Annotated in this window: 24 protein-coding genes; 16 read left to right on the plus strand and 8 right to left on the minus strand. The window is 71.1% G+C overall.

The genetic code is table 11. The annotated features are described in order from the left end of the window. Positions 1-42 precede the first annotated feature (42 nt). A complete protein-coding gene (locus ABZX61_RS57330) occupies positions 43-438 on the minus strand; it encodes a hypothetical protein (RefSeq protein WP_350738507.1) in 396 nt (131 codons plus the stop codon). A 101-nt stretch (positions 439-539) separates the two neighbouring features. Here ABZX61_RS57330 and ABZX61_RS57335 point away from each other — a divergent pair, with 101 nt between their 5' ends. Together ABZX61_RS57335 and ABZX61_RS57340 are read left to right on the plus strand one after the other, a co-directional pair. Continuing rightward, positions 540-1,160, plus strand: coding sequence for an HAD family hydrolase (locus ABZX61_RS57335; protein ID WP_350738505.1), 621 nt, complete (start codon positions 540-542; stop codon positions 1,158-1,160). 89 nt (positions 1,161-1,249) lie between these two features. Beyond that, on the plus strand, positions 1,250-1,645 hold the full coding sequence (locus ABZX61_RS57340; protein ID WP_185068960.1) for a cold-shock protein: 396 nt from the start codon (positions 1,250-1,252) through the stop codon (positions 1,643-1,645). Between the two features lie 11 nt (positions 1,646-1,656). On the opposite strand, the gene ABZX61_RS57345 is transcribed toward ABZX61_RS57340, so the two are convergent. Continuing rightward, positions 1,657-3,171, minus strand: coding sequence for an MFS transporter (locus ABZX61_RS57345; protein ID WP_355209516.1), 1,515 nt, complete (start codon positions 3,169-3,171; stop codon positions 1,657-1,659). Between the two features lie 125 nt (positions 3,172-3,296). On the opposite strand from ABZX61_RS57345, the gene ABZX61_RS57350 reads away from it, so the two are divergent. Next, on the plus strand, positions 3,297-4,100 hold the full coding sequence (locus ABZX61_RS57350; protein WP_350738500.1) for a DUF3027 domain-containing protein: 804 nt from the start codon (positions 3,297-3,299) through the stop codon (positions 4,098-4,100). A 56-nt stretch (positions 4,101-4,156) separates the two neighbouring features. After that, positions 4,157-7,189 (plus strand): hypothetical protein, encoded by a 3,033-nt coding sequence (locus ABZX61_RS57355; RefSeq protein ID WP_355209519.1) that lies wholly within the window; start codon positions 4,157-4,159, stop codon positions 7,187-7,189. A gap of 64 nt (positions 7,190-7,253) precedes the next feature. Here ABZX61_RS57355 and ABZX61_RS57360 read toward each other — a convergent pair whose 3' ends face one another. Next, a complete protein-coding gene (locus tag ABZX61_RS57360; RefSeq protein WP_355209522.1) occupies positions 7,254-8,702 on the minus strand; it encodes an alpha/beta hydrolase in 1,449 nt (482 codons plus the stop codon). 93 nt (positions 8,703-8,795) lie between these two features. After that, complete coding sequence (locus tag ABZX61_RS57365) at positions 8,796-9,005, minus strand: DUF2530 domain-containing protein (RefSeq protein ID WP_350738492.1); 210 nt, start codon at positions 9,003-9,005, stop codon at positions 8,796-8,798. Positions 9,006-9,088: 83 nt separating this feature from the next. Here ABZX61_RS57365 and ABZX61_RS57370 point away from each other — a divergent pair, with 83 nt between their 5' ends. The 4 genes from ABZX61_RS57370 to thpR all read left to right on the plus strand — a co-directional run bounded on the left by ABZX61_RS57370 (position 9,089) and on the right by thpR (position 12,958). Beyond that, on the plus strand, positions 9,089-10,531 hold the full coding sequence (locus tag ABZX61_RS57370) for an NCS2 family permease (protein ID WP_350738489.1): 1,443 nt from the start codon (positions 9,089-9,091) through the stop codon (positions 10,529-10,531). 117 nt (positions 10,532-10,648) lie between these two features. Continuing rightward, positions 10,649-11,101, plus strand: coding sequence for a MarR family transcriptional regulator (locus tag ABZX61_RS57375; protein WP_355209525.1), 453 nt, complete (start codon positions 10,649-10,651; stop codon positions 11,099-11,101). A 23-nt stretch (positions 11,102-11,124) separates the two neighbouring features. Further along, positions 11,125-12,348 carry an MFS transporter gene (locus ABZX61_RS57380; protein WP_350738484.1) on the plus strand — a complete coding sequence of 408 codons (1,224 nt, stop codon included), beginning with the start codon at positions 11,125-11,127 and terminating at the stop codon, positions 12,346-12,348. Positions 12,349-12,400: 52 nt separating this feature from the next. Beyond that, positions 12,401-12,958 carry an RNA 2',3'-cyclic phosphodiesterase gene (gene thpR / locus ABZX61_RS57385; protein ID WP_350738481.1) on the plus strand — a complete coding sequence of 186 codons (558 nt, stop codon included), beginning with the start codon at positions 12,401-12,403 and terminating at the stop codon, positions 12,956-12,958. A gap of 95 nt (positions 12,959-13,053) precedes the next feature. Here the strand turns inward: thpR and ABZX61_RS57390 are convergent, their stop codons facing one another. Beyond that, positions 13,054-14,022: an aldo/keto reductase gene (locus ABZX61_RS57390; protein ID WP_350738478.1), complete on the minus strand. Its 969-nt coding sequence runs from the start codon at positions 14,020-14,022 to the stop codon at positions 13,054-13,056. 88 nt (positions 14,023-14,110) lie between these two features. Between ABZX61_RS57390 and ABZX61_RS57395 the strand changes: the two genes are divergently transcribed. After that, complete coding sequence (locus ABZX61_RS57395) at positions 14,111-15,379, plus strand: MATE family efflux transporter (RefSeq protein WP_355209530.1); 1,269 nt, start codon at positions 14,111-14,113, stop codon at positions 15,377-15,379. Here ABZX61_RS57395 and ABZX61_RS57400 read toward each other — a convergent pair. Both ABZX61_RS57400 and ABZX61_RS57405 read right to left on the minus strand, forming a co-directional pair. Continuing rightward, positions 15,376-16,524 carry a hypothetical protein gene (locus ABZX61_RS57400; RefSeq protein ID WP_355209532.1) on the minus strand — a complete coding sequence of 383 codons (1,149 nt, stop codon included), beginning with the start codon at positions 16,522-16,524 and terminating at the stop codon, positions 15,376-15,378. The two genes, ABZX61_RS57395 and ABZX61_RS57400, sit on opposite strands and share 4 nt — an antisense overlap. Continuing rightward, entirely contained in the window at positions 16,521-17,048 is a 528-nt protein-coding gene (locus tag ABZX61_RS57405; protein ID WP_355209535.1) for a SigE family RNA polymerase sigma factor, read from the minus strand. Before ABZX61_RS57405 ends, ABZX61_RS57400 begins: the two co-directional genes overlap by 4 nt. 89 nt (positions 17,049-17,137) lie before the next feature. Between ABZX61_RS57405 and ABZX61_RS57410 the strand changes: the two genes are divergently transcribed. The 4 genes from ABZX61_RS57410 to ABZX61_RS57425 all read left to right on the plus strand — a co-directional run bounded on the left by ABZX61_RS57410 (position 17,138) and on the right by ABZX61_RS57425 (position 21,368). After that, positions 17,138-18,187 (plus strand): hypothetical protein, encoded by a 1,050-nt coding sequence (locus tag ABZX61_RS57410; protein WP_355209537.1) that lies wholly within the window; start codon positions 17,138-17,140, stop codon positions 18,185-18,187. A 123-nt stretch (positions 18,188-18,310) separates the two neighbouring features. Next, positions 18,311-19,549, plus strand: a complete 1,239-nt coding sequence (locus ABZX61_RS57415; protein ID WP_355209540.1) for an MFS transporter — start codon at positions 18,311-18,313, stop codon at positions 19,547-19,549. Between the two features lie 2 nt (positions 19,550-19,551). Then, positions 19,552-20,439 carry an SDR family oxidoreductase gene (locus ABZX61_RS57420; protein ID WP_355209543.1) on the plus strand — a complete coding sequence of 296 codons (888 nt, stop codon included), beginning with the start codon at positions 19,552-19,554 and terminating at the stop codon, positions 20,437-20,439. After that, complete coding sequence (locus ABZX61_RS57425) at positions 20,436-21,368, plus strand: superoxide dismutase (protein ID WP_355209546.1); 933 nt, start codon at positions 20,436-20,438, stop codon at positions 21,366-21,368. The genes ABZX61_RS57420 and ABZX61_RS57425 overlap by 4 nt, the downstream gene beginning before the upstream one ends. Before the next feature lie 6 nt (positions 21,369-21,374). Here the strand turns inward: ABZX61_RS57425 and ABZX61_RS57430 are convergent, their stop codons facing one another. Further along, positions 21,375-21,773 (minus strand): hypothetical protein, encoded by a 399-nt coding sequence (locus ABZX61_RS57430; protein WP_355209549.1) that lies wholly within the window; start codon positions 21,771-21,773, stop codon positions 21,375-21,377. A gap of 117 nt (positions 21,774-21,890) precedes the next feature. On the opposite strand from ABZX61_RS57430, the gene lhgO reads away from it, so the two are divergent. The 3 genes from lhgO to ABZX61_RS57445 are packed head-to-tail and all read left to right on the plus strand — an operon-like array spanning position 21,891 to position 25,203. Then, on the plus strand, positions 21,891-23,081 hold the full coding sequence (gene lhgO / locus ABZX61_RS57435) for an L-2-hydroxyglutarate oxidase (protein WP_355209551.1): 1,191 nt from the start codon (positions 21,891-21,893) through the stop codon (positions 23,079-23,081). 17 nt (positions 23,082-23,098) lie between these two features. Continuing rightward, complete coding sequence (locus ABZX61_RS57440) at positions 23,099-23,791, plus strand: response regulator transcription factor (RefSeq protein ID WP_225963761.1); 693 nt, start codon at positions 23,099-23,101, stop codon at positions 23,789-23,791. After that, the gene (locus ABZX61_RS57445) at positions 23,791-25,203 is read left to right on the plus strand and encodes a HAMP domain-containing sensor histidine kinase (protein WP_355209554.1); all 1,413 of its coding nucleotides are present in this window, start codon (positions 23,791-23,793) and stop codon (positions 25,201-25,203) included. The genes ABZX61_RS57440 and ABZX61_RS57445 overlap by 1 nt, the downstream gene beginning before the upstream one ends. Positions 25,204-25,209: the final 6 nt, after the last annotated feature.

A 25,209-nucleotide genomic window follows, 5' to 3' on the forward strand; every position in this document is an offset into this window, starting at 1 on the left:
CCTCCGCCTTGAGAGTAGTCGCAGTGTGTGGCGGGACCGCACTTACGGAGCGGCGCGCCGGATCAGGCCCGCCAGCGCCGAGCCGATGATCAGCCAGACGATCGCGGCCAGGCCGTAGTTGACCAGCGCGGTCCAGCGCGGGTCGGCGAGCTGGAACAGGTTGGCCAGGCCCAGCGACAGCCAGCCTGCGAGCGACTCGACGAACTGGTACCAGACGTTGGCCGGGTTGGCCTTGAACACCGTGAAGACCGCGTACAGGATCACGACCAGCGCCGCCATCCGCGAGGCGACCTTGACCAGATAGGCCAGGGCCGACACGGTCCGGGTCCAGACCGTCACGGTCGGGCCGCCGGGCCGGGCGGGTCTGTGCGGGCGCGGCGGGGCGGAGGAGGCGACGAGCCGGTCTCCGGCGTGCGGCGGTTGGGGGGCGTTGGTCACGGCCGGTCCTCTCCGATAAGTAATTCCTTTCTTCCCATTCCCACGGTCCCACAACAAGAGGCCGTTACGGGTCGTTGGACGGCGTTTGGCATCCTGCACATGTGACGACTTCCGTTGGATTCGACCTTGACATGACATTGGCGGACACGCGAGAGGGCATCGCGGCCGTTTACGACGAGCTGTCCGTGCGTTTGGGCGTGCCCATTGACTCGGCCGCGGTGGTGACCCGGCTGGGGCCGCCGCTGGAGGTGGAGCTGGCCAACTGGCTGCCCGCCACGGAGGTCGCCGCGGCCGCCGACCTTTATAGGGAGATATATCCGCAAATAGGGGTGCCGGTGCACACGGCCATGGCAGGCGCGTACGACGCCATCGAGGCCGTACGCGCAGGCGGCGGCCGGGTGATCGTGGTGACCGGCAAGAACCTGCGTGACGCCATCGGCACGGTCAAGGTGCTCGGTCTCGCCGTGGACGAAGTGGTCGGTTCCGTTTTCGGAGCTGCCAAGGGATCGGCACTCGCGCGGTTCGGCGCGGCGGCTTATGTTGGTGACCATGTCGCGGACATCGAGGCGGCGCGCGCGGGCGGCGCCGTGAGCGTGGCGGTCGCGACCGGTCCATACACGGCAGGAGAGCTGCGTGAACACGGAGCCGATGTGGCGCTGGCCAACCTGACCGAATTCGCCACCTGGTTCGCAGGTTGGCGCAAGCATGATGAACTCCGGTAATTGCCCGGGATTTACCCGGTCGCCCTGGCGCGCTCCGGGGCATAACCTACATCCATCCATCTTTTCGACTGTTTGAACGAGGTCCTCCTGTGCCGAGTGGCAAGGTCAAGTGGTACGACGCCGACAAGGGGTTCGGCTTCCTCACCCGCGACGACGGCGGTGAGGTCTTCGTGCATTCCTCCGCGCTTCCCACAGGTGCGGCCCCGCTCAAGCCCGGCCAGAAGGTCGAGTTCGGCGTGGCCGAAGGGCGCCGCGGCCAGCAGGCGCTCTCGGTGCGGATTCTCGAGCAGCCGCCGACACTGGCCAAGCCCAAGCCCAAGGCCAAGCGGAAGAAGCCGGATGAGATGGTCGTCATCGTCGAGGACCTGATCAAGCTGCTCGACGACGTCTCGACGTCCTACCAGCGGGGCAAGCATCCGGAGGCGGCCCACGCCAAGAAGATCGCGCAGGTGCTCAGGGCCGTCGCCGACGACCTCGACGCCTGAGACCCCCGGCGTCAGGTGTTCGGATTGGTGAGCGGTTTGGTCGGGTCGAGCGTGTCGGTCAGCTGGAGCTCCTGACCGCCCGCCTCGGCCCGCTGCCTGCGCAGCTTGTCGTCGGTCGCCCGCACGCGCCGCCGCCTGGCGATCAGCAGCCAGCCGAGCGTGGCCGTCAGCGCGACGGCCAGCGTGACCAGCCCGGCCACGCTGCTCTCCGACAGTGACAGCACCAGCCCGACCAGGCCGCCGAACACCCAGGCGAGCTGGAGCATCGCCTCGACCACGCCGAACGTGGACGAGCGCACCTCCTCGCCGATCTCCCGCTGCACGATCGCGTCGAGCGCGAGTTTGCCCAGCTCCTGTGCGAAGGCCGTGACCAGCGAGATGGCCAGCGCGGTCCACAGGCCGAAGAAGATCGCGGTCGCGATGCTGGTCACGACGGTCACGGCCAGCGTGACCAGCACGATCAGCTGCGGCGAGTGATTACGCGTCCAGTTGGCCACGACGGCGCCGGCCAGGCCCCCCAGCCCGGCCGCGGCCGCCAGCAGCGCGATCGTCTTGGGAATGTCGAAGAACGGATCCTGCAACTGCCCGGCCGCGAGCCAGGGCACCGCCTTGTCCTGCACCAGGAACAGCAGGAAGAACAGCAGGAACCCGGAGAAGACGCGCAGCGCCACGTTGGCCCAGACGGCCTCGGCCACCGCGGGGCCCACCTTGAGCAGGGTGCGCCAGCGCGGCGCGGCTCCCTCCTCCTCCAGGTCGGGCGAGTCGATGTGGCGCGGCAGGCGTACGGCGGCGACTCCCAGCAGCAGGAAGGCCACCATCGCGACGCGCAGCACCAGCGCGCTGCCCAGCCAGGCGGTCAGCCCGGCGCCGAGCGGCACCGCGACCCCCGCGGAGACTAACGTGAACAGCGCCACCCGCGCGTTCGCCGACACCAGCGTGATGTCCGCGGGCAGCACGCTCGGCATGATCGCGGCCCGCGACACGTTGTACGCCTTCGACAGCACGAGCACGCCCAGCGCCCCGATGAACAGCGTGGGAAGGTCGCCGGGGCCCACCGCGGCCGCCATCGCGAAGCAGAGCAGCCCCCGCCCGAACAGCGTGCCCGCCATCACATAGCGCCGCCCCGACCTGAACCGGTCGAGGATCGGCCCCACGAACGGCGCCAGCAGCCCGAACGGGAGCATCGTGATGACCAGGTAGAGGGCCACCGAGCCGCGGGCCTCGCCCACAGGCACGCCGAAGAACACCGTGCTCGCCAGTGCCACCGTGACCAGCGCGTCACTCGCGCTGTTGCCCGCCGACAGCTCGATCAGCCGGCCGAGCCCGGTGCGGCCGGCGCCGTTGGCGTACGTGAGGCGCCGGGTGGCCTTGCCGACTTTTCGCGCGCCCTTTGCCGTGGCCTTGCCCGCCCTGGCCGTGCCGCCGGCCGTGGCCCTGCCCGCGCGCACGGTGGCGCGTCCCGCGTCGGCGGCCCCGCGTGCCACCCGCCGCGAGATGTCGCGTGCCCGGCCCCAGCCTCCCTCCACGCATACCAGTCTTACCTGATTCGTCCGCGATCTCGGTGCGGGATCCCCCGTTGTGGGACTCTCAGGTCCGCCCATGGGTGAGAATGAAGTGTGAGCGAACAGCACCTTTCGGCGGAGGGCCCCCGATGAGCCGCACCAGGGCCCGCGTCTCCGCTCCCGACCAGGCCTGTGTCGCCGCGGTCGATCTGGCGCGCAGCGCGGCCGAGGAGCTCGCGTGGCCGGGCGAGCCCGGTGAGCACCTCGGGTTCGAGGGCGAGGGCGACCGGATCGTCACCCATTACTTCGCCTGTCTCGACCGGGCATATCGCGGCTGGCGCTGGGCCGTCACCGTCACGCGTGCCTCGCGGGCCAAGAAGGTCACGGTCAGCGAGGCCGTCCTGCTACCCGGCTCGGGCGCGCTGCTCGCGCCCGAGTGGCTGCCGTGGAGCGAGCGCCTGCGCCCCGGCGACCTCGGCGTGGGCGACCTGCTGCCGACCTCTGAGGACGACGACAGGCTCGCGCCGGGCTTCACCGAGACCGACGACGACAGCGGCGACCATCAGGCGGTTTTCGAGTACGGCCTGGGCCGGGCACGTGTGCTCTCGGCCATCGGCAAGGACCTGGCGGCCAGACGCTGGCACTCGGGCGAGCACGGGCCGCACACGCCGATCGCACACGCCGCTCCCGCGCAATGCTCCACCTGCGGCTTCTACTGGCCGCTGGCGGGTGGCTTGCGGCAGACGTTCGGGGTCTGCGCCAATGAGTACGCTCCTGACGACGGCAAGGTCGTCGCCGCCGACCACGGCTGCGGCGCCCACTCCGAGGCCGCCGTCCTGCCGCCGACCGTCGAGCAGGCCACGCCGATCCTCGACGACCTGGGTTATGACCTGATGGAGGAGGAGGCGGGCTCGGTCGACGAGTCGGCCTCCGAAGAACTCGGCCATTCCTGACAGAGCAGGCCGCTAACCTACGCGTGGCCGTTACCCCTCTACCAGGATCGTGATCGATGACCGACACCTATGGCACTGACCGGATGCGAGCCGCCGTCCTCTCCGCGTGGACGGCCTCGCCCGCGAGGTTCCGCGAAGACGCCAACGCCGAAGAGGACTTCGCGCTCGGCGGCTACCGGGACCGGCTGATCGTCGAGCTCGCCCAGAACGCCGCCGACGCGGCCTTGCGCGCGGGTGTGCCGGGGGTGCTGCGGCTGACGCTCAGGGGCGACGTGCTGACGGCCGCCAACACCGGCGCCCCGCTCGACGCGACCGGTGTCGAGGGTCTGTCGACGCTGCGCGTCTCCGGCAAACGCGACGAGGTGGGCGCGGCCGGGCGGTTCGGCGTCGGGTTCGCCGCGGTGGTCTCGGTCTGCGACGAGCCCGCCATCTGCTCGCGCGGCAGCGGCGCGGTCCGCTGGTCGCGTTCGGAGACCACGGCCGCGGTGGCGGAGATCCCCGCGCTCGCGGGCGAGCTGGCCGACCGTTCGGGGCATGTTCCGCTGCTCAGGCTGCCGTTCGACGCGCCGCCGCTCGACGTGCCCGAGGGTTTCGACACCGTCGTACACCTGCCGCTGCGCGACCCGGTCTGCGTGGACGCGGTCCGGGTCATGCTCGCCGAGACCAGCCCGGCGCTGCTGCTCGGCATGCCCGCGCTGGAGGCCATCGAGATCGACCTCGACGGGTCGGTCCGCACCGTGGCCGCCGACGGCTGGCACGTGGTCTCGGAGTCGGGGGAGTTCACGGCCGAGGAGGTGAGCCGGCTCTTCGCCGACCGGCCCACCGAGGAGCGCGCCCGCCCCTACTGGTCGCTGCGCTGGGCGGTGCCGCTCACCGGCACCGGCGAGCCGGGGCCGCTGCCCGCCGCGGTGCCGCCGGTGGTGCACGCGCCGACGCCCAGCGACGAGCCGCTCGACCTGCCCGCGCTGTTGATCGCGTCGTTCCCGATGGCCACCGACCGGCGCCACTTCGCCAAGGGGCCGCTGACCGACTTCCTGGTCGAGCGGGTGGCCGACGCCTACGTCCGCCTGCTCCAGGAGCTGCCGCGCACGCCCAAGCTGCTCGACCTGGTGCCGTCGCTGATGGGCAAGGGCGAGCTGGACGCCAGGATCCGCCGGGCCGTGCTGGCCAGGCTGCCCTCGACGCCGCTGCTGCCGGCGCTGTCCGCGCCCGCGCCCGCCGTGCAGACCCCGTCCTTCGCCGACGCGGAGGTCTACGAGCCCGACGCGCAGTGGCAGGTCGAGCACCCCGCCCGTGAGCCCGGCGACGACGGATGGGTGGTCGCGGGCCAGGAGGCCGCCGTGGTGGCCGCCGGCTCCGCCGAGCTGCTCGCGGCGGTCGCCGACTTCGTGCCGGGGCTGCTGCCCGCCGGATGGCCCGCCAGGCATCCGGCGATGGCCGCGCTGGGCGTGCGCAGGGTCGAGCTGGCCGACGTGATCGATCTGCTGTCGGGCGAGGCCGTGGAGGCGCGCGAGCCGTCGTGGTGGCGCTCGCTCTACGAGGTGCTGCCCGCCGACGATCCCGAGTCGCTGGGCGCCCTGCCGGTGCCGCTGACCGACGGCCGGCTGGTGCGCGGGCCGCGCGGCACGCTGATCCTCACCGACGGCGGGGCCGAGCTGGACCTCAGCCCGCTGGGGCTGCGCATCGTGCACCCCGAGGCGGCCCACCCCGCGCTGCTCAGGCTGGGCGCGGCCGAGGCCACGCCGCGCACGATTCTCGAAGACCCGCTGACCAAGGCCGCCGTCGCGCAGTCGCTCGACAGCCCCGACCCGGAGCCGGTGGCGCGGGCCGTGCTGTCGCTGGTGGAGGCCTCGGCGCTGGCGCCCGGCGAGGCTCCGTGGCTGGCCGAGCTGGCCCTGCGCGGCACCGACGGCGAGCTCTACCCCGCCGGTGAGCTCATGCTGGCCGACGGGGCGCTGGCGGGGCTCCTGGAGCCCGGCACGCACCTCGGAGTGGCCGCCTCCGAGCTGGAGGAGGAGTACGGCGCGCGGGTGCTCGCCGCGGCCGGGGTGCTCGACGGGTTCGCGACGGTCCACGAGGCGGACGTGCTGCTCGACCAGGACGACTGCGACCACGATCTCGACGGCGAGGACGACTGGCTCGACCACGTGCTCGACCTGCTGCCCGAGCTGGGCGTGCCGCCGATGGTGCCGGAGTTCCTGGCGGTGCGCGACCTGGAGCTGGTGGCCGACTGGCCGGCCGCCCTCGCGCTGCTGAGCCGCCCGCCGCTGCGGGCCGCCCTCCACCCGCTGCGGGTGGCCGGCGTGGAGGTCCCGTCCTACACGGCGTGGTGGCTGGCCAACCACCCGGTGCTCGACGGCCGCAAGCCGCTGGAGCTGCGGCTGCCCGGGGCCGACCCGCTGCTCCAGGGCCTCTACGCGGACGCGCCCGCAGGGCTCGACGAGGCCGCGCTGTCGATGCTCGGGGTGCGCACGACGCTGTCCGAGCTGCTCGCCTCCCACGGAGGCCCGGAGGAGCTTCTTGACCTGATGGCCGACCCGGCCGTCGAGGTGGACCGGGCGCAGCTGCGGGCCCTGTGGATCGCGCTGGCGGGCGTGGATCCGTCCCGGGTGGCCCCGCCGTCCCGGGTCCGCGCGGTCCAGGCGGGCTCCATCGTGGTGGCCGCCGCGGAGGACGCGGTGGTGGTGGAGGCGCCCGACCTGCTGCAGCTCGTGGTGGACCGGCCGCTCGTGCTGGCCCCGTACGACCTGGCGGAGTCGCTGTCCGAGCTGCTCGACCTGCCGCTGGCCGGGGAGCTGACCTCCGGGGAGGTCACCTCGCAGGGCCAGGTGCGCCCGGTGCCCCAGGAGGTGCAGGCGCTGCTGCCCACGGCGCCCACCAGCTACGTGGAGCACGAGAAGCTGCTGGTGGACGGGGTGGAGTGCACGTGGCGCTTCTTCGAGGGCATGGTCCACTGCACGGGCCTCGACGGGCTCGCCCGCGGCCTGGCCTGGGCGACGGGCCAGTGGAACGACCGGCTGGCGGTGGCCGCGCTGCTGCGTGACCCGGAGTCGGTGCCCCTCCTGCTCGCCGAGTCCGACCTGTCCTGACCTGTCCTGACCTCGGCCTGACCGGCTCGGTGGGGAGGCGCCCCCGTGGTGCCTCCCCGGAGCGTCAGGCCGCGCAGGCGGTGGACCTGGCGGGCACCTTGCCCTCCAGCACGTACGCGTCCACCGTCCGCATGACGCACGCGTTGCCCGTCAGGTAGGCCCCGTGGCCCTCGCCCTCGTACGTGACCAGGACGCCCGTCTTGAGCTGGTCCGTGAGCCGGGTGGCCCACTGGTAGGGCGTGGCGGGGTCGCCCTTGCCGCCGATGACCACGATGGGCCCGGAGCCGGTCGCGTCGATGCGCTTGGCCGCGTCGTCGCCCGGCACCGGCCAGTGGGCGCAGGGAGCGCCCGAGCCCTCCACCGACAGGACTGGGAAGATCTTCTCCACCCGGTCGTTGACCTTGGCGACGTCGGCGGCGGTGGGCCGCTCGGCGGTGTCGGCGCAGCTGATCGCCTGCAGGCTCGTCATCATCGTCGTGTACGTCCCGTCGGCCCTGCGCCCCGTGTACGCGTCCGCCAGCATGAGCAGCGCCGTGCCGTTGCCCTTGATCGCCGCCGCGGCGGCCTGCTCCAGCACCTGCCAGGTCGCCTTGGCGTAGAGCGGGGTGATGACGCCGAGCTGGCCCAGCCCGTATGTGAGCTCCCGGTCCCCCACCTTGAGTGGCTTGTCCTTGAGCCCGTCGAGCAGGCCCACGACCGCCTTCTCGACGGCGGCGGGGTCGGCGCCCAGCTCGCAGCTCTGCGCCACGCAGTCCTCGGCGAACGCCTGGAACGCGTGGTCGAAGCCCTCCGCCTGCGTCACCGCCCGCTGCTCCCACGTGACCGTGGGGTCGAAGGCGCTGTCCAGGACGAAACGGCCGACGTTCTTGGGGAACTGGGTGGCGTACACGGCGCCGAGGTGCGTGCCGTACGAGAGGCCGAAATAGTTGAGCTGCTTGTCGCCGAGCGCGGCCCTGAGCAGGTCGAGGTCCTTGGCGGCGTGCACGGTGCCGACGTACGGCAGGAGCTTGCCCGAGTCCTGCCGGCACGCCGCGGCGAACTCCCCGGCCAGCCGGTCGCCGTCGGCCTCGGTCGTCGACGCGAGCAGCTTGGCGATCTGGCCGCCGCACCTGACGCCGGAGCTGCGGTCGACGCCGCGCGGGTCGAAGCTGACCAGGTCATAGCGGGTGCCCAGGCTCCCGAACGCCCTGGCGGCCTGCGCCATCGTGTCCACGCCGGAGGCGCCGGGGCCGCCGAAGTTGAAGACCAGCGAGCCGAGGCGGTCGCCGGTGGCCTTGACGCGGATGAGCGCGAGGCCGATCTTCTCACCGTCCGGTCTGGCGTGGTCGAGCGGGACCTGGAGCTTGCCGCACTCGACGCCGGCGGCGGGGGGCGCCGGATTGCCGTCCGGGCCCATGAGGTCGGTGCAGGTGCTCCACGCGACCGTACCCGGCTCCTGGGCGGGCCGGTCGGCCGTGCCGCAACCGGCGAGCACCACCGCGCTCAGGAGGACTGTCCCTATGGCCTTCTTCATGCTGACAAGCATGCTGAAGCCGGGATAAGCCGAGGTAGTGGGTGAAAACACCACATCCGGATGACTTCAGCGAAGCGCCGGAGATGACGAATGTCAGTTTCGCTGCCGACGGCGTACGAACCACATGCCGAAGAGCCCGAAGCCGATCCCGGTCACGCAGGTCCAGATCCACCAGGTGTTCTCGGGGGCGGGACGGAAGATCAACAGGGCGACCAGCACAACGGCCCAGACCGCGGTGCCGATGGCGACGGCGGCCGTGTCGTTGGTCTTGATCGGCTCCGGATCGGGATGCCACTGCTTCACGTTGTCCAGCCTAGCTTGCAATAGGGTCTCGATCTCATTACCGACTCTTTCCGCAGCTCATCCTGCCTGTCACTGTTCGCGTCGTGAGCGACACTCGTAACGCTATCGACCGTTTCTTCCAAATCTCCCAACGAGGCTCGACCGTCTCCCGTGAGGTGCGGGGCGGCCTGGCCACGTTCTTCACCATGGCCTACATCGTGGTGCTGAACCCCATCATCATTGCCAACGGCACGGACGTGCAGAAGCAGGTCATCGGCGACGGCACGACGCCCAACGTGGCGCTCGTCGCCGCCGGGACGGCTTTCGTGGCGGGCGTGCTGACGATCCTCATGGGCGTCGTCGGCCGGGTGCCCTTCGCGATGGCGGCGGGCCTGGGCCTGAACGCCTTCGTCACCTTCAACATCGCCTCGGTGATGACCTGGGAAGAGGCCATGGGCCTGGTCTTCCTCGAAGGCGTCATCATCGCCATCCTGGTGCTGACCGGGCTTCGGACGGCGGTCTTCCACGCCATCCCGGCCCAGCTCAAGACCGCCATCAGCGTGGGCATCGGCCTGTTCATCGCGTTGATCGGCTTCGTGGACGCCGGCTTCGTGCGGCGCGTGCCCGCCGGGCCGCCTCTGGAGATGGGCATCGGGGGCAGCCTGACCTCGTGGCCGATCTTCGTGTTCGTGGTCGGCCTGCTCGTCACGGCCGTGATGGTGGCGCGCAAGGTCAAGGGCGCCATCCTGATCGGCATCGTCGGCACCACCGTGCTGGCCATCGTCGTGGAGCTGATCACCAAGTCCGGTCAGTTCTCGGCCAAGAACCCCGGCGGCTGGCAGCTGAACGTCCCGACGGTCCCCGACCAGATCTTCGGCTTCCACAACCCGCTCACGCTGTTCACGGAGTTCGACCCGTTCGGCGCGTTCAGCAGGATCTCCGTGCTGCTGGCCGTGCTGTTCGTCTTCACCCTGCTCATCACGGACTTCTTCGACACCATGGGCACCATCGTGGGCGTCGGCCGCCAGGCGGGCCTGGTGCAGGAGGACGGGACGCTGCCGCGTACCAGGGAGATCCTGCTCGTCGACTCGATCGGCGCGGCGGCCGGCGGCGCCGGGTCCGTCTCCTCCAACACCACCTACATCGAGTCGGCCGCCGGAGTCGGCGAGGGCGCCCGCACCGGTCTGGCCAGCGTGGTCACCGGGTTGCTGTTCCTCGTGGCGATCTTCTTCGCGCCGCTCGTCACGGTCGTCCCGTACGAGGCCGCCGCGCCCGCGCTGATCGTGGTCGGCTTCCTGATGATGACCTCGATCCGCGACATCGACTGGGATGACTTCGAGATCGCGATCCCGGCGTTCCTCACCGTCGTGATCATGCCGTTCACGTACTCGATCTCCAACGGCATCGGCGCCGGCTTCATCAGCTACGTGCTGATCAAGGTCGTGCGGGGCAAGGCGCGCGAGATCCACCCGTTGCTGTGGGGGGTCACGGCGCTGTTCGTCCTGTACTTCGCGATCGGGCCGATCCGGGTGCTCTTCGGCGTCTGAGCACGCCCTCGAAGCCGCCCTGCGCGTGCGGGGCGGCTTCGAGGTACCAAGGAGGTACCAGATATTTGCTTTCGGAAATTTCTCGACATGCCGTATAGTTAGCAAAGGTAATGACACATGCTAACCAAACCCCAGCCCAAGACGGACCTGCGCAGCGACGCAGGCCTGGCTTCAGCCCTGCGCGTCTCAATGGCAAGGCTGACCAGGCGCCTACGACGACAGGCGGCAGCTCACTCGCTGACTCCCACACAGTTCGCGACGCTCGCCGCGGTGGAACGGCATTCCGGGATAACCCCCGGCGAATTGGCCGAGCTCGAGAAGGTTCAGCCACCCTCGATGACGCGCGTGATCGCCGCCCTCGAGGAGCGCGGCCTGGTCTCGCGCAGCCCGCACCCGACCGACCGGCGCCAGGTGACCGTGACGGTAACCGAGGCCGCCGAGAAGCTGCTGAAGGAGGAGCGACGCCGCAAGGAGGCGTGGCTGACGCAGCGGCTGAAGGAGCTCTCGCCGGAGGAACGGTCGGTGCTCCGCCAGGCGGCGCCGATTCTGGAGAAGCTCAGCAGGATATAGAGCCTGAAGAACCCAAGACCGGGATGTTCCGGTCGCTCAGGATTCCTAACTACCGCATGTTCGCGGCAGGTGGCATCGTCTCCAACGTCGGCACCTGGCTGCAGCGCACCGCCCAGGACTGGCTGGTGCTCGACCTCACCCACGGCAGCGCGGCGGCGCTCGGTACGGCGACCGCGCTGCAGTTCCTGCCGATGCTGATCTTCGGGATGTTCGGCGGCGTGCTCGCCGACCGCTACCCCAAGCGGCCCATCCTCATCGCCGCCCAGTCGCTCATGGCCACCCTGGCGCTGACCATCGGTGTGCTCACCATGACGGGCTCGGCCCAGGTCTGGCACGTGTACGTGATGGCGTTCCTGCTCGGCCTGATCTCCTGCGTCGAGGTGCCCACGCGGCAGGCGTTCGTGGTCGAGATGGTCGGCCGGCGCGACCTGTCCAACGCCATCGCGCTGAACAGCTCCATCTTCAACCTCGCCCGCGTGGTCGGCCCGGCGCTCGCCGGTGTGCTGATCTACGTGCTCGGCGGCACGGGGCCCATCTTCCTGATCAACGCGACGACCTTCGGCGCGGTGATCTCCAGCCTGGTCTTCATGCGCAGGTCCGAGCTGAACCCCGCCGCGCCCGTGCCCAGGGCCAAGGGCCAGCTCCGCGAGGGGCTCCGGTACGTGATCGAGCGCGAAGAGCTGCTCATGCCGGTGCTGCTGATCGGGTTCGTGTCGATGTTCTCGCAGTCGTTCTCGATGTCGATCGCGCTCATGGCGCGCGAGGTGTTCAAGGCCGGGGCGTCCTCGTTCGGGCTGGCCTCCAGCATGTTCGCGGTGGGGGCGCTCGGGGGCGCGCTGCTCGCGGCGCGCCGGGCGCGCCTGTCACGCAAGGTGCTGGTGGCCGGGGCGCTCGGGTTCGGGCTCTTCCAGATCGCCACCGGGCTGGCCCCGTTCTACCCCGTCTACCTGCTGCTGCTGATCCCGACCGGGATCGCGCTGATCACCATCAACACGGCCGCCAACGCCAGCGTCCAGATCGCCACGTCCCCGGACATGCGGGGCCGGGTCATGGGGATCTACATGCTGGTGTTCACCGGCGGGGCTCCCGTGGGCGCGCCGCTCATCGGCTGGCTGTCGGAGCTGGGCGGGCCGCGGGCGGGCGTGATCCTGTCCGGCGTGCTGGTGCTGGTCGGCACCGGGCTGGCGATGCTGGTGACGCGCCTGATCACCGCCCGCGTCGCGAGGCCGGCGCTCGCCGTCGCCTGAGCCCCCACCCCTGGGGCCCAGGCGGCAGGTGGGCAAGAGACAATCAGGTGGTATGAGGCTGTTCGCGGCGCTGGTGCCGCCCGACGAGATCCTGGACGAGATCTCGCGCGCCATCGCGCCGCACGTCGGGCAGGTGCCGGGGCTGCGCTGGCCCGACCGTGCCACCTGGCACATCACGCTGGGCTTCTTCGGCGAGGTGCCCGAGCAGGTGCTGCCCGAGCTGGAGGAGCGCCTGGCCCGCGCCGTACACCGCTACAGCGTCCTCGACCTGGCCTTCACCGGCTTCGGCGCCTTCTCCTCCGCCCGCCGGGCCAGGGTCTTCTGGGTGGGCGTCACGGGCGACTCCATGACGAGGCTGGCGGACTCGGTCAAGGCGGGCGCCCGGCGGGCCGGTGCCGTACAGACCGATGAGAAACGGTTCCACCCGCACCTCACGCTGGCCCGCGCCAAGACGGAGACGGACCTGCGCCCGCTGGTCGAGTCGCTGTCCGGGTTCAGCGGCTCGCCGTGGCGGGCGGAGCAGGTCCGTCTCGTCCGCAGTCACACAGGGCCCCAGGTGAGGTACGAGTCACTCGCCGAATGGGCGCTCGCACCCTCCGGGCAGAGCTAGGCTCCAGACCGTGGATCGTCCTCGCATGTGGCTGCTGCCGATTGTGCTCGGCCTGCTCCTGCTCATCGTCGTCGTCGGCGCTCTGGTGAGCTGACTTACCAGGCGTAGTCCTCGGGGGCCGTCTTGTGACCGGGGAAGATCTCGTCGAGACGGGCCAGCGTGGCCTCGTCAAGGTCGATCTCCAGGGTGCGCAGGCTGCCCTCGAGCTGCTCCAGGGTGCGCGGGCCGATGATCGGCGCGACCACCGCCCGCTGCTTGAGCAGCCAGGCCAGGGCCACGTACGCCGGGTCCTCGCCCAGCTCGTCGCAGAGCTTCTCGTACTGCTCGATCTTGTCGCGGTGCTTCTCGAGCTGCTTGACCATGTGCTCGGAGGCCGAGCGGCCCTTGTCGATCTTGCGCAGCACGCCGCCGAGCAGGCCGCCGGCCAGCGGGCTCCACGGGATCACACCGAGCCCGTAGTCCTCGCACGCGGGCAGCACCTCGAGCTCGACCGCGCGGGTGAGCAGGTTGTAGTGGGACTGCTCGCTGATGAGGCCGTTGACGTTACGCCGGGCGGCCGCCTCCTGGGCCTTGGCGATGTGCCAGCCGGCGAAGTTGGACGACCCCACGTAGATGATCTTGCCCTGCTGGCGCAGGACGTCCATCGCCTCCCAGAACTCCTCGTACGGGGTGTCCCGGTCGACGTGGTGCGCCTGGTAGATGTCGATGTAGTCGGTCTGCAGCCGCTTCAGCGAGGCGTCGCAGGCCCTGCGGATGTTGAGGGCGGACAGCTTCTGGTCGTTGGGCCAGTCGCTCATCTTGCCGTTGAGCTTGGTCGCGATGACGGTCTTCTCCCGGCGCCCGCCGCCCTGGGCGAACCACCGGCCGACGATCTGCTCGGTGATGCCCTCGCCCAGCTTCCAGCCGTACACGTTGGCCGTGTCGAAGAAGTTGATCCCCAGCTCCAACGCCCGGTCCATGATCGCGAAGGAGTCTTCCTCCGTGGTCAGGGGGCCGAAGTTCATGGTGCCGAGGCAGAGCGGGCTCACCTGCAGGCCACTGCGTCCGAGGTTGACGTAATCCATGACTTCAACCCTAAAGACCTGGAGCGCACTCCAGGCCATACACTAGGTCCATGATCTCCAATGGAGCGCCGGCGGACCTCCGCGCTTCATGATCGCTTTACTCCGCGCCGCCGTGCCGCTGTTCCTGGCGATGGTCGCGGGCATGGTCGGCTCCCTGGTGGTCACCTCGGTGCTCGGCAAGCATGACACAGTGACGCTGGCCGCGTTCGCGGTCGTGACCGCCGTGCTCAACCCCGCCGGCGCCGCGGTGCAGGGCGCGCTGCGCGGGCTCGGGCCGTTCGTGGCCCCGTACCGGGACGACCCGGCGGCGGCCGTGCCGATCGTGCGGGACGCGCGCTGGCTCAGCCTGGCCACCGGCCTGGTCGGCGCGCTCGCCGTGATCTGCGTGCCGCTGATCGCGAGCGCCACCGGGGTGCCCGGCGAGGTGGTGCGCGAGATGGGCCTGCTGCCGTACTTCCTCGCGGTGTCCCTGCTGGTCTTCGCCTCCACCGGAGGTTCGAGCACCATCCTGATCGCGCTCGGGCACACCCGCAGCGTGCTCTGGCCGACCCTGGTCTCCGGCGTGGTGCTGGGCGGGCTCACCGTCGTGCTGGTGCCGCCGCTCGGGCTCACCGGCGTGGGCCTGGCCTGGCTGATCTCGGGCACGGCGGCGGCGCTCGTGGCGACCTACGGCGTGCGGCGCGCGCTCAGGCGGCCCGTCGGGCAGGCCCGGCCGAGGACCGGCGAGATCGTCGCCCTGGCGAAGGTCAGCATCCCGCTGGCCGGGACCGTGCTCATCAAGTTCGGCGTGCTCGGGGTCGTCACCTTCGCGGCCGGCACCACCAGCACGCGCGACACCGCCGCCCACGCGGTGCTGACCACCCTCACCGGCTTCATCATGATGGCCTCGCTCTCCGTCGCCCAGGCCGCGATGCCGGACGTGGCCCGCGCCCCCGACCCCGCGGGTGCGCGCCGGGCCAACCGCACCGCGGCCCTGCTCGCCGTCATGGGGACGCTCACCGGGGCGGGCCTGCTGCTCGGGCTCGGGGAGCAGCTGCTGAGGCTGTTCAGCGACGACGTGGCGGTGCGGGAGCGCGTGCTGGGGCTGCTGCCGCTGATGTTGCTGGCGTCGCTGCTGGACGCGGCCCAGGCGGTGCAGGGCTTCGGCCTCACCGCGCTCAAACGCTCCGCCGCCAGCCTGTCCTACTTCGCGATCGGGTACGGGCTGCTGGTCGTGGCCGCCGTACCCGTGGCCAGGGCCTGGGGGATCACCGGCCTCTGGGTGGCCATGGCGGTGGCCAACGGGCTCCTGGTGGTGCTCCAGGGCACCGGTTTCCACCGCCACAGCGCCAAGGTCGGGCGGGTCCTCGTCGGCTAGAAACCCGGAAGGGACAGGTCGCCCGCCCAGGCCTTGTACGTGTGCTCGGCGAGCTTGCGGATCCGGCCGGTGTTGACGTCGATCGCGTACGTGACCTCGCCCAGCGTGGGCACGCCGCCCTCCTTGCCTCCCCAGGTGCCGCTGCTCGGCTTGTCACTGATCACCACTTCCGTGGAGCTGTGCCAGCCGCCGATGCGCGGGCCGCGAACGTTCTTCGGGACGTCGGTGAACTCGGCCCTGGAAAGGATCTTGCCGGTAGTGACGTCGAGGGTGACGACCGTGTCGACGGGGCGGGTCACGAGATGGTCCTTGATCTCCTCGCCGTCGAGGTAGGCCACCGTGCGCCCGTCCGCGGACAGCTCGCTGACCTGCCGCGAGGTCTTGTTCAACGGCGTCACCTTCCCGCCGTCGAACACCCCCAGCCGGTCCTCGTCGTCGCTGACCACGACCGGGGTCCCGCCGTTGCCGATCCGCCGCACGCGCCACCCCTCGGGGATCTCGGTCACCTGGCCTGTTTCCATGTCCACCACGGAGCTCGTCGCGCCCAGCAGGCCGAGGAAACGCCCGTCGGGGGAGAGCACCAGCACCATCCCGTTCTTCACCATCGTCTCCCGCGTGACGGTCTGCGGGGTGAGCCAGATGCGGCCGTCGGCCAGGTCCCGGACCGCGAACTTCTGGTCCTTCTCGCTGTAGTACGCCACCCGCTTCCCGTCCGAGGAGATCTCCAGGGGGCCGCCGGTGTTCATGTAGTTGTCGGGGGTCTGTTCGGTGTACACGCTGAGCGCCTCGGGCATCCGGAAGCTCCCGCCGGTGCGGGTCACCAGCCGCCACTGGGCGCATTCCTTGCCGAAGGTTTTGGTGTTCTTCCGGTAGTCCCACTCCCTGCCGCAGAAGTCGTAGTACGCGTACGCGGCCGGGTCCACGCCGGAGGCGGGCAGCACGTTCGCGATCTCGCCGCTCATCGTGGCGCCGCCCGGGGTGGTGATCAGGACGGTGGCCGCGAGCGCGGTCGCGACCAGCGACGCCAGCGCCGAGCCGAACGTCGCCGCCTTCCACCTGCGCGCCCCCCGCACCGCCCGCTCGGCCAGGTCGACCTCGGGCGCCTGGGCGGCGATCAGCTGGAGCTCGTCACGGAACCGGGTCATCGGTAGACCTCCTCGGGATCGACGTCGTGAAGCAGTTCGGCCAGCTCGGGGGCGAGGGCGCGTAAGCGGCCGAGCGCGTGGCTGGTCTGGCTCTTGACCGTGCCGGGCGAGCAGCCGAGCAGGTCGGCGGTCTCGTCGATGCTGCGGTCCTCGTAGTACCGCAGCACCAGCACGGCCCGCTGCCGTGGCGTCAGGCGCAGGAGAGCCCGCTGCAGCGTCATGCGGTGCAGGCTCACGTCCTCGGGGCCGGCCCCGTGCACGATCTCCGGCGGGTGCGCGGTGAGCGTCTCCTTGGCACGCCTGCGCCGCCGCCAGGAGATGTGCTCGTTGACGAGCGCCCTGCGGACGTACGCCTCCGGATTGCCGTCTTTCATCAGCTTCCGCCAGTGCCTGGCCGTCCGCATCAGAACGGTCTGCAGCAGGTCCTCGGCCTGCTGGGCGTCGCCGGTGAGCAGGTACGCGGTACGCATCAGCGCGTGCTGGCGTCCGCGGACGAACTCCCTGAAGCCCTCATATGGGTCCATGCGTCTCCTTCCACCCGCTATCAACGCGGACACGAGCGGCGGCGTTGGAGGTCGGTCTTGGGCGGCGACTCGTGGGGCATGATGTCGGAGTGGGGGATGGAGTGATGCGGGCGCTGGCCGCCGCGGGGGCTGTGGCGATGGCCACCAGTGTGCTGTTCACCGTTCCCGCCCGTGCGGCGGTGGCGGACGAGGGGATGGAGAAGCTTTTCACCTTCAAGGACCCCAAGATCACGGAGTCCAGCGGCCTGGCCGTCTCGCCGACGCACGCGGACACCTACTACACGCACAACGACAGCTCCGCCAGCCCCACCTTCTACGCCGTGGACGGCAAGGGGCGGACGCGGGCCACCTTCCAGGTGAAGGGCGCCCAGGCGAGAGACTGGGAGGCCATGGCCGCGACCAAGGACCCGGCCACGGGGCAGGCCACGCTGTGGTTCGCGGACATCGGCGACAACCTCAACGGGGCCTGGCCGGACGTCTCCATCTACCGCGTGGTGGAGCCCCAGACCATCAAGGACGCCACCCTGCCCGCGACCCGCTACCGCTTCCGCTACGCCGACGGCGGCCGCAACGCGGAAGGCATCATGATCAACCCCAAGACGGGGCGGCTCTACGTGGTGTCCAAGGAGTTCTCGGGGTCCGTCTACGCCGCGCCGAAGAAGCTCCGTACCGACAGGACGAACGTCCTGCGCAAGGTGGCCACCGCGCCTCTCATGGCCACGGACGCCGCCTACGCCCCCGACGGCTCCTCGTACGTCATCCGCACGTACTTCTCGGCCACCCTCTACCGCCCGCCGGGCGAGATGATCACCAGGGTGTCGATGCCGGAGCTGAAGCAGGCGGAGTCGATCACGTACACGGCTGACGGCAAGTCCCTGCTCACGGGCACGGAGGGGCCCCGAAGCCCGGTCTACCGCGTCACGATCCCCGGCACCGCCCAACCCGCCGCCACCGCCGCCGCCACCCCCAGCCCGACCGCGGCCGCGCGGCAGGCCCCCGCGAAGGACGCGGGCACGACCTCCCAGGCGGCCGTCGACGCGGGCGCGACCGGCTTAACGGCCAAGGACATCCTGATCTGGATCGCCGCCGCCGCGACCGCCCTGGGCACCATCACCTTCATCGCCCGCCGTACCCGCTGACCCCACCCCGTCCGGCCCCCGTCCGCCGCTCGGAATGATCGATCGTGAAACGCGATCGTTCCGATGAAAAACATGCGTTGGACTCATAGATGCTCCATCGCCCAGGCTGTCCGCATGACGGCGATGAGACCTCAAACGGACGGCCGCCTGTCGCGCGGGATGCTCCTGCTCATGTCAGTGGCGACCGGGTTGGCGGTCGCCGGCAACTACTTCGCGCAGCCGCTGCTCGACCTGATCGGCCGGGAGCTGGGCGTCGGGCCGTCGCAGGCGGCGCTGGTGGTGACGGCCGCGCAGGGCGGGTACGCGCTGGGGCTGATCCTGCTGGTGCCGCTCGGCGATCTGGTGGAGCGGCGGCGGCTGGCGGTGGCGCTCTACGCGGCGACCGCGGTGTTCCTGCTGGTGTCGGCCACCGCTCCCAACGGCACGGTGCTCCTGGCCGGTACCGCCCTGACCGCGCTGTCCTCGGTGGGAGCGCAGGTCGTGGTGCCGTTCGCGGCGACGCTGGCGGACCCGGCCGAGCGCGGCCGGGTGGTCGGCACCGTGATGACCGGCCTGATGCTCGGGCTGTTGCTGGCGCGCACCGCGTCCGGAGCCCTGTCGGAGGTGGGCGGGTGGCGGACGGTCTACTGGGTGAACGCGGCCCTGATGGCGCTGATGGCCGTGCTGCTGCGTACGTTCCTGCCCCGGCTCGGCGGGGACGGCGGCCGCCTGACCTACCTCGGCCTGCTGCGCTCGACGGTGGCGATGTTCCGGCACGAGCCGCTGCTGCGGTGGCGGGCGGGGATCGGCGCGTTGAGCCTCGCCTCGTTCAGCGTGCTGTGGACGGCGCTGACCTTCCTGCTGTCGGGGTCGCCGTACGACTGGCCGGAGTCGGCCATCGGCCTGTTCGGGCTGGTCGGCGTCGTGGGCGCGCTGACCGCCACGGTGGCGGGGCGGCTGGCCGACCGCGGATACGTACAGGTCGTGACCGGCGCAGGGACGGTGCTGCTGGTGGCGTCCTGGCTGGCGCTCGCGGCGGGGGCGCGGTCCCTGATCTGGCTGGTCGCCGGCGTGGTCGTGCTCGATCTGGCGCATCAGGCGGTGCTCAACAGCAGCCAGAACGTCCTGTTCGCGCTGCGGCCCGAGGCCCGCAACCGGATCAACTCGGCCTTCCTCACCGTCTTCTTCGCCGGGGGAGCGGTGGGGTCCGCGCTGGCGTCCGTGGTCTGGGTGCACGGGGGCTGGACCGGCGTGTTCGTCCTGGGCGCCGCCCTTTCGGCCGGGACCGTCGTGCTCTGGGCCCTGGAACGCATCACCGTCAAGCGGTCGGCGGGCTCCCCGAAGACCGTGCTCCGTACCCCCGCCACTGCCAAAGGAGAATGAACGTGTCACGCACCGTACTGATCACCGGGGCCACCGGAACCGTGTCCACCGCGCTGATCGACGTGCTGAAAGGAGCCGAGGTCGACCTCCGCGCGCTCGTCCGCGACGAGTCCGGCGCGGGCGGCCTGTCCGAGCAGGGGGCCGAGGTCTTCGTCGGTGACCTCGACGACGCCCGGTCGCTGCCGCCCGCCTTCGAGGGCGTGCAGGACGTGTGGCTGCTCACCCCGAACGGCCCGCGCGCCCCGGAGCACAGCATGAACGCCGGGTGGGCCGCCCGCCAGGCGGGGGTGGAGCGCGTCGTCCGCCTGTCCGTCGTCGGCGCGGCGCACGACGCGCCGAACCGCAGCGGCAGGCTGCACGCGCTGTCCGACCAGGAGCTCGAACGGTGGGGCATGCGCTGGACGATCCTGCGCCCGCACTGGTTCATGCAGAACCTGCTGAACGAGGCGGGCGACATCGCCGCCAGCGGCACGTTCTCGCTGAACCTGGCCTCGGCGCGGATCGGCATGATCGACGTGCGGGACATCGCCGGGTGCGCCGCCCGCGTGCTCCTCGACGACCCCGACCGTCACCACGGCGAGACGTACACGCTCACCGGCCCGCGCTCGCTGACGTTCGACGAGGTCGCCGAGCAATTGAGGCTCGCTCTCGGCAGGCCGGTCACGTACCTGCCGGTCGGCGACGACGCCAAGCGCAAGACGCTGCTCGGCTACGGCGTCCCGGCCTGGATCGTCGACATGCTGGAGGAGTACGCGCAGGCGTACGCCTCCGGCTGGGGCGACTTCACCACCGACACGGTCGCCGCCCTTCTCGGCCGCCCCCCGCGCGACATCGCCGACTTCGCCCGCGACCACGCCGCGGCGTTCACCTCGACCGGAGGCGGCAAGTGACGCGATCGATCAGGGCCCTCGGCGCGATCCTCGCCGCGCTCGCGCTGGCCGTCACCATGGGCGGCCCCGCCGGAGCGGCCGCGGACCGGCGGGCCGGGGATCTTCCGGCCTCGATCTCGCTGCCCGACGGCTTCCAGCCCGAGGGCATCGCCACCGGCACCGGACCCTTCGCCTTCATCAGCTCCATGGCCGACGGCTCCATCTACCGCGCCGACCTGCGCACCGGGCGCGGCGCGATCATCAGCCGCGGACCCGGCACGCCGTCGCTCGGCATGAAGCTCGACTCGCGGGGGCGGCTGTTCGTGGCGGGCGGCACGGGCGGTGACGCGCGGGTCGTCGACTCTCGCACCGGCCGGGTGCTGGCCTCCTACCGGCTGGTCACCGGCCCGGCGTTCGTCAACGACGTCATCCTCACCCGGAACGCCGCGTGGTTCACCGACTCCACCAACCCGGTGCTCTACAAGCTGCCGCTGCGCGGCGGACGGCTGCCCGCCACCGCGGTGCGGATCCCGCTCACCGGGGACCTGGAGTACGGCGACGGCTTCAACGCCAACGGCATCACGCCCACCCCGGACGGCCGGGGCCTGATCGTCGTGCAGTCGAACACCGGCGGGCTGTTCCGCGTCGACCCGACCGGCGCGACCCGCCGGGTGGACCTGCACGGCGAGTCGCTGCGGGAGGGCGACGGCCTGTTGCTGCGCGGCCGGACGTTGTACGCGGTGCAGAACCGGCTCAACGCCGTGGCCGTCCTGCGGTTGAACGCGACGGGGACCGAGGGCCGCGTCGTGCGGCGGGTGAGCGATCCCAGGTTCGACGTGCCGGCGACCGTGGCCGCCTTCGGGGCCCGGTTGTACCTCCCCAACGCCCGCTTCGACACGACGCCGACCCCGGACACGCCGTACGACGCCGTCGCCATCCCCCGGCCCTGACCTGCGTCAGGACGGCGAGGGACCCGCCCGCCGCCCCTGCCCGCGCATGGTCGCGGTGAAGAACTCTCCGCGCAGGGCCTGCCCGACCACCTCGATCGAGCGGGCCAGCCGGACCAGGCGCGGGCCCTCGTGCCGGTAGACGTCGAGCACGGCCTCGATCGCGGGCGGCGGGAGGTGCCCCTTCAGGTCGACGGCGGCCTTCCGGTAACCGGTCCTGGCCGCCTCCACGGCGGCGTCGACGTGATAGCGCGCCATGCTGACCAGCGCGATCGGATGGCGCCGGAGGACCTCGTGCTGCCGGTAGTCCGGCGGGAGCGCGTCCAGGAGCCAGGTCGTGGCGGACAACTCCCAGTCGGGGACGCTGGGTGGCCGGACCTCGGGTGGCCACTCCGGCGGAAGATACATGCCGCCATCGTACTCATGTTCGACTGAATGTCCTGGAAAGACCCACTGTGCTCACCGGCTCAAGTGCTGGATCGCCCGGATATAGCGGGGACGGCCAGTTAGCCGGAAAATCGTCGTGTGACGGAGAAGATCGGAGTCGTGGGGGCGGGCATAGTCGGCCTGGCCGTGGCGCGCGAGCTGGCCAAGGTCAGGGGCGCCGAGGTGACCGTGCTGGACAAGGAGCCGCACGTCGGCGCCCACCAGACCGGCCACAACAGCGGCGTCGTCCACGCGGGCATCTACTACCCGCCGGGCTCGCTCAAGGCCCGGCTGTGCCGCGAGGGTGTGGCACTGCTCAAGGAGTACTGCGCCGCCAACGCGCTGCCGTACGACGAGGTCGGCAAGCTGGTCGTCGCGAGCACCCGTGCCGAGCGGCCGCTGCTGAGCGCGCTGGCCGAGCGGGCGCGCGCCAACGGCGTGCCGGGCATCGCCGAGCTCGACGGGCTGGCGCTGCGCGAGATCGAGCCGCACACGGTCGGCGTCGGCGCGATCCACTCGCCGCACACCGCGATCTGCGACTTCCCCGCGGTCGCGCGGCGGCTCGCGCTGGACGTGGAGGAGATGGGCGGGTCCGTACGGCTCTCGCATCCGGTCAGGGCGATCAGGGAGCGGTCCGGGGGCGTGGACGTGCTCGCGGCCAAGCGGAAGTTCACCTTCGACCGGCTGGTGGTCTGCGGCGGCCTGGGCACCGACACGGTGGCCGGGATGGCGGGACATCCGGGGGATGTGCGGATCGTCCCGTTCCGAGGGGAGTTCTACGCGCTCCAGGGCGCGGCCAAGGATCTCGTCCGCGGGCTGATCTATCCGGTGCCGGATCCGCGCTACCCGTTCCTGGGGGTGCATCTGACGCGCCAGATCGACGGCGGGGTGCTGGTGGGGCCGAACGCGGTGCTCGCCTTGGCCTACGAAGGCTACACCTGGCGAAATATCCGAAATTTCGGTCAAATTCTTGGCTGGCCGGGGACGCTGCGCATGGCCAGGAGCCACTGGCGCACGGGGATCAAGGAGGTCTACGGGTCCCTCGTCAAAGGCGCGTTCGTCCGGGGCGCCCGCCGCTACGTCCCCGAGCTCACCGCCGCCGACCTCGTACGGGCCCCCGGCGGCGTACGCGCCCAGGCCCTCGCCAGGGACGGCCGCCTGGTCGACGACTTCGTGGTGGACGTGCACGGCAACATCGTCCTGGTGCGCAACGCGCCCTCGCCCGCCGCCACCTCCAGCCTGGCGATTGCCCGGCACATTGCCGGAATTGTCCCAGCACTCGTCCGATGAGGGCATCCTTGGATGTGATGGAATCACGCCTGCTGATCGTCGAGGACGATCCCAACATCCTCGAGCTCCTGGCCGCGAGTCTGAGGTTCGCGGGTTTCGACGTGACCACCGCGAAGAGCGGCCACGACGCCGTCGCCGCCGTGCAACGGCACCGGCCCGACCTCGTCGTGCTCGACGTCATGCTGCCCGACCTGGACGGATTCGAGATCGTCCGGCGGCTGCGCGGCGGCGGGCTGCACACGCCCGTGGTGTTCCTGACCGCCCGTGACGAGACCGAGGACAAGATCCGCGGGCTCACGATCGGCGGCGACGACTATGTGACCAAGCCGTTCAGCCTGGAGGAGGTGGTCGCCAGGATCCACGCGGTCCTGCGCCGTACGAACGGCGACCTCCCGGCCGCCCCGCCGCGGCTGACGTTCGCCGACATCGAGCTGGACGAGGAGAGCCACGAGGTGTGGCGCGGGGGCAACGCGGTGGCGCTGTCGCCGACCGAGTTCAAGCTGCTGCGCTACTTCATGACGAACGCCGGCCGCGTCCTATCCAAGCCGCAGATCCTCGACCACGTGTGGGACTACGACTTCCGGGGCGAGGTGGGCATCGTCGAGTCGTACGTGTCCGTGCTCCGCCGGAAGATCGACAACCGCAGCCCCCGGCTCATCCACACCCTGCGCGGTGTCGGATACGTCCTACGCCTGCCACCGAGTCCCTGATGCGCGGCCTGCCGCTCCGGATCAAGCTCATCGCGTCGATGCTGGCCCTGCTGGGGTTCGGCATGACCTTCATCGGCCTGGTGAGCGTCTCGGTGCTGCACGGCTACCTCATCGACCGGGTGGACAGCCAGCTCGGCCTGCTCAACGCCCGCATGCACAAGAAGGTCGTGAGCGACTGGCGCAAGGACAGGGAGACCTCCGAGCGGCCGATCATCATCGAGTCCGACGCGATCGTCCTGGTCAAGGAGCCGGGCGGCGATTTCCTGCCGATGCTCACCGACCGCGACGTGGATCTGAAGCCCAAGCCGGTGCTGTCGCCCTCGCCGGGTGCGGAGGCGTACACGGCGCCGGCGATCAAGGGGGACGGCGAGTGGCGGGTGCTGGAGCGCGTGGTCCAGCGGCAGACGCTCGTGGTCGCGGTGGACCTGGAGGAGGTCGACGCGATCACCAGGCGGCTCGTGCTCATCGAGCTGCTGGGCGGCGGCGGCATACTGCTCCTCCTGACCGTCGCGGGCATCACGATCGTGCGGCGGAGCATGCGCCCGCTCGGCCAGATCGAGCGCACGGCCGAGGCCATCGCCGGCGGTGAGCTGGGCCGCCGGGTGCCGGACGCCGACCCGCGTACCGAGGTCGGGAGCCTGGCCAACTCGCTGAACGGGATGCTCGCCCAGATCGAGGCCGCCTTCGCGGCGCGGTCGGCGTCGGAGGCGGCGGCCCGCCGCTCCGAGGACCGCATGCGCCAGTTCGTCGGCGACGCCTCCCACGAGCTGCGCACCCCGCTGACCTCCATCCGCGGCTTCGCCGAGTACGCCAGGCAGAACCCCGGCGCCGACCCCGCCGAGCTGATGCAGCGCGTGGAGAAGGCCGCGGGCCGGATGAGCCTGCTGGTGGACGACCTGCTTTTACTGGCCAGGGTGGACCAGCAGCGGCCGCTGAAGATGCGCCCGGTGGACATGCTGGCGCTGGCCGCGGACGCCGTGCAGGACGCCAGGATCCTCGCGCCCGACCGGATCATCAAGCTGGACGTGGTCGGCGGCGCGGCCCTGATCGTCTCGGGCGACGAGGTACGCCTGCGCCAGGTCATCAGCAACCTCGTCACCAACGCGATCATCCACACCGAGGCCGGCTCGCCGATCATCGTGCGCATCGGGGCGGGCTCGGAGACGCTGTTCCTCGAGGTCGTCGACAACGGCCCCGGACTCACGCCCGAGCAGGTCGAGCACGTCTTCGAACGCTTCTACCGCGCCGACTCCGCAAGATCGCGCCGCCGTTCCGGCGAGGACCGGGGCAGCGGGCTCGGCCTGGCCATCGTGCGGGCGCTCGTCCAGGCCCACGCCGGCACGGTCACGCTGGACAGCTCGCCGGAGGCCGGCTCCACCTTCCGGGTCGAACTCCCACTCGCCTTGGAGTGAGCCTTC

It is taken from the genome of Nonomuraea sp. NPDC003709 (assembly GCF_040610775.1).
GTDB classification, from domain to species: Bacteria; Actinomycetota; Actinomycetes; order Streptosporangiales; family Streptosporangiaceae; genus Nonomuraea; species Nonomuraea angiospora_A.

What these genes read in the sequence shown, in the direction of transcription:
- ABZX61_RS57350 (WP_350738500.1), top strand. Translation starts at nt 3,297, where the DNA reads ATGAGCCGCACCAGGGCCCGCGTCTCCGCTCCCGACCAGGCCTGTGTC.
- ABZX61_RS57355 (WP_355209519.1), top strand. Translation starts at nt 4,157, where the DNA reads ATGACCGACACCTATGGCACTGACCGGATGCGAGCCGCCGTCCTCTCC.
- ABZX61_RS57360 (WP_355209522.1), bottom strand. Translation starts at nt 8,702, where the DNA reads ATGAAGAAGGCCATAGGGACAGTCCTCCTGAGCGCGGTGGTGCTCGCC.
- ABZX61_RS57375 (WP_355209525.1), top strand. Translation starts at nt 10,649, where the DNA reads ATGCTAACCAAACCCCAGCCCAAGACGGACCTGCGCAGCGACGCAGGC.
- ABZX61_RS57380 (WP_350738484.1), top strand. Translation starts at nt 11,125, where the DNA reads ATGTTCCGGTCGCTCAGGATTCCTAACTACCGCATGTTCGCGGCAGGT.
- thpR (WP_350738481.1), top strand. Translation starts at nt 12,401, where the DNA reads ATGAGGCTGTTCGCGGCGCTGGTGCCGCCCGACGAGATCCTGGACGAG.
- ABZX61_RS57390 (WP_350738478.1), bottom strand. Translation starts at nt 14,022, where the DNA reads ATGGATTACGTCAACCTCGGACGCAGTGGCCTGCAGGTGAGCCCGCTC.
- ABZX61_RS57395 (WP_355209530.1), top strand. Translation starts at nt 14,111, where the DNA reads ATGATCGCTTTACTCCGCGCCGCCGTGCCGCTGTTCCTGGCGATGGTC.
- ABZX61_RS57400 (WP_355209532.1), bottom strand. Translation starts at nt 16,524, where the DNA reads ATGACCCGGTTCCGTGACGAGCTCCAGCTGATCGCCGCCCAGGCGCCC.
- ABZX61_RS57405 (WP_355209535.1), bottom strand. Translation starts at nt 17,048, where the DNA reads ATGGACCCATATGAGGGCTTCAGGGAGTTCGTCCGCGGACGCCAGCAC.
- ABZX61_RS57415 (WP_355209540.1), top strand. Translation starts at nt 18,311, where the DNA reads ATGAGACCTCAAACGGACGGCCGCCTGTCGCGCGGGATGCTCCTGCTC.
- ABZX61_RS57430 (WP_355209549.1), bottom strand. Translation starts at nt 21,773, where the DNA reads ATGTATCTTCCGCCGGAGTGGCCACCCGAGGTCCGGCCACCCAGCGTC.
- ABZX61_RS57440 (WP_225963761.1), top strand. Translation starts at nt 23,099, where the DNA reads ATGGAATCACGCCTGCTGATCGTCGAGGACGATCCCAACATCCTCGAG.
- ABZX61_RS57445 (WP_355209554.1), top strand. Translation starts at nt 23,791, where the DNA reads ATGCGCGGCCTGCCGCTCCGGATCAAGCTCATCGCGTCGATGCTGGCC.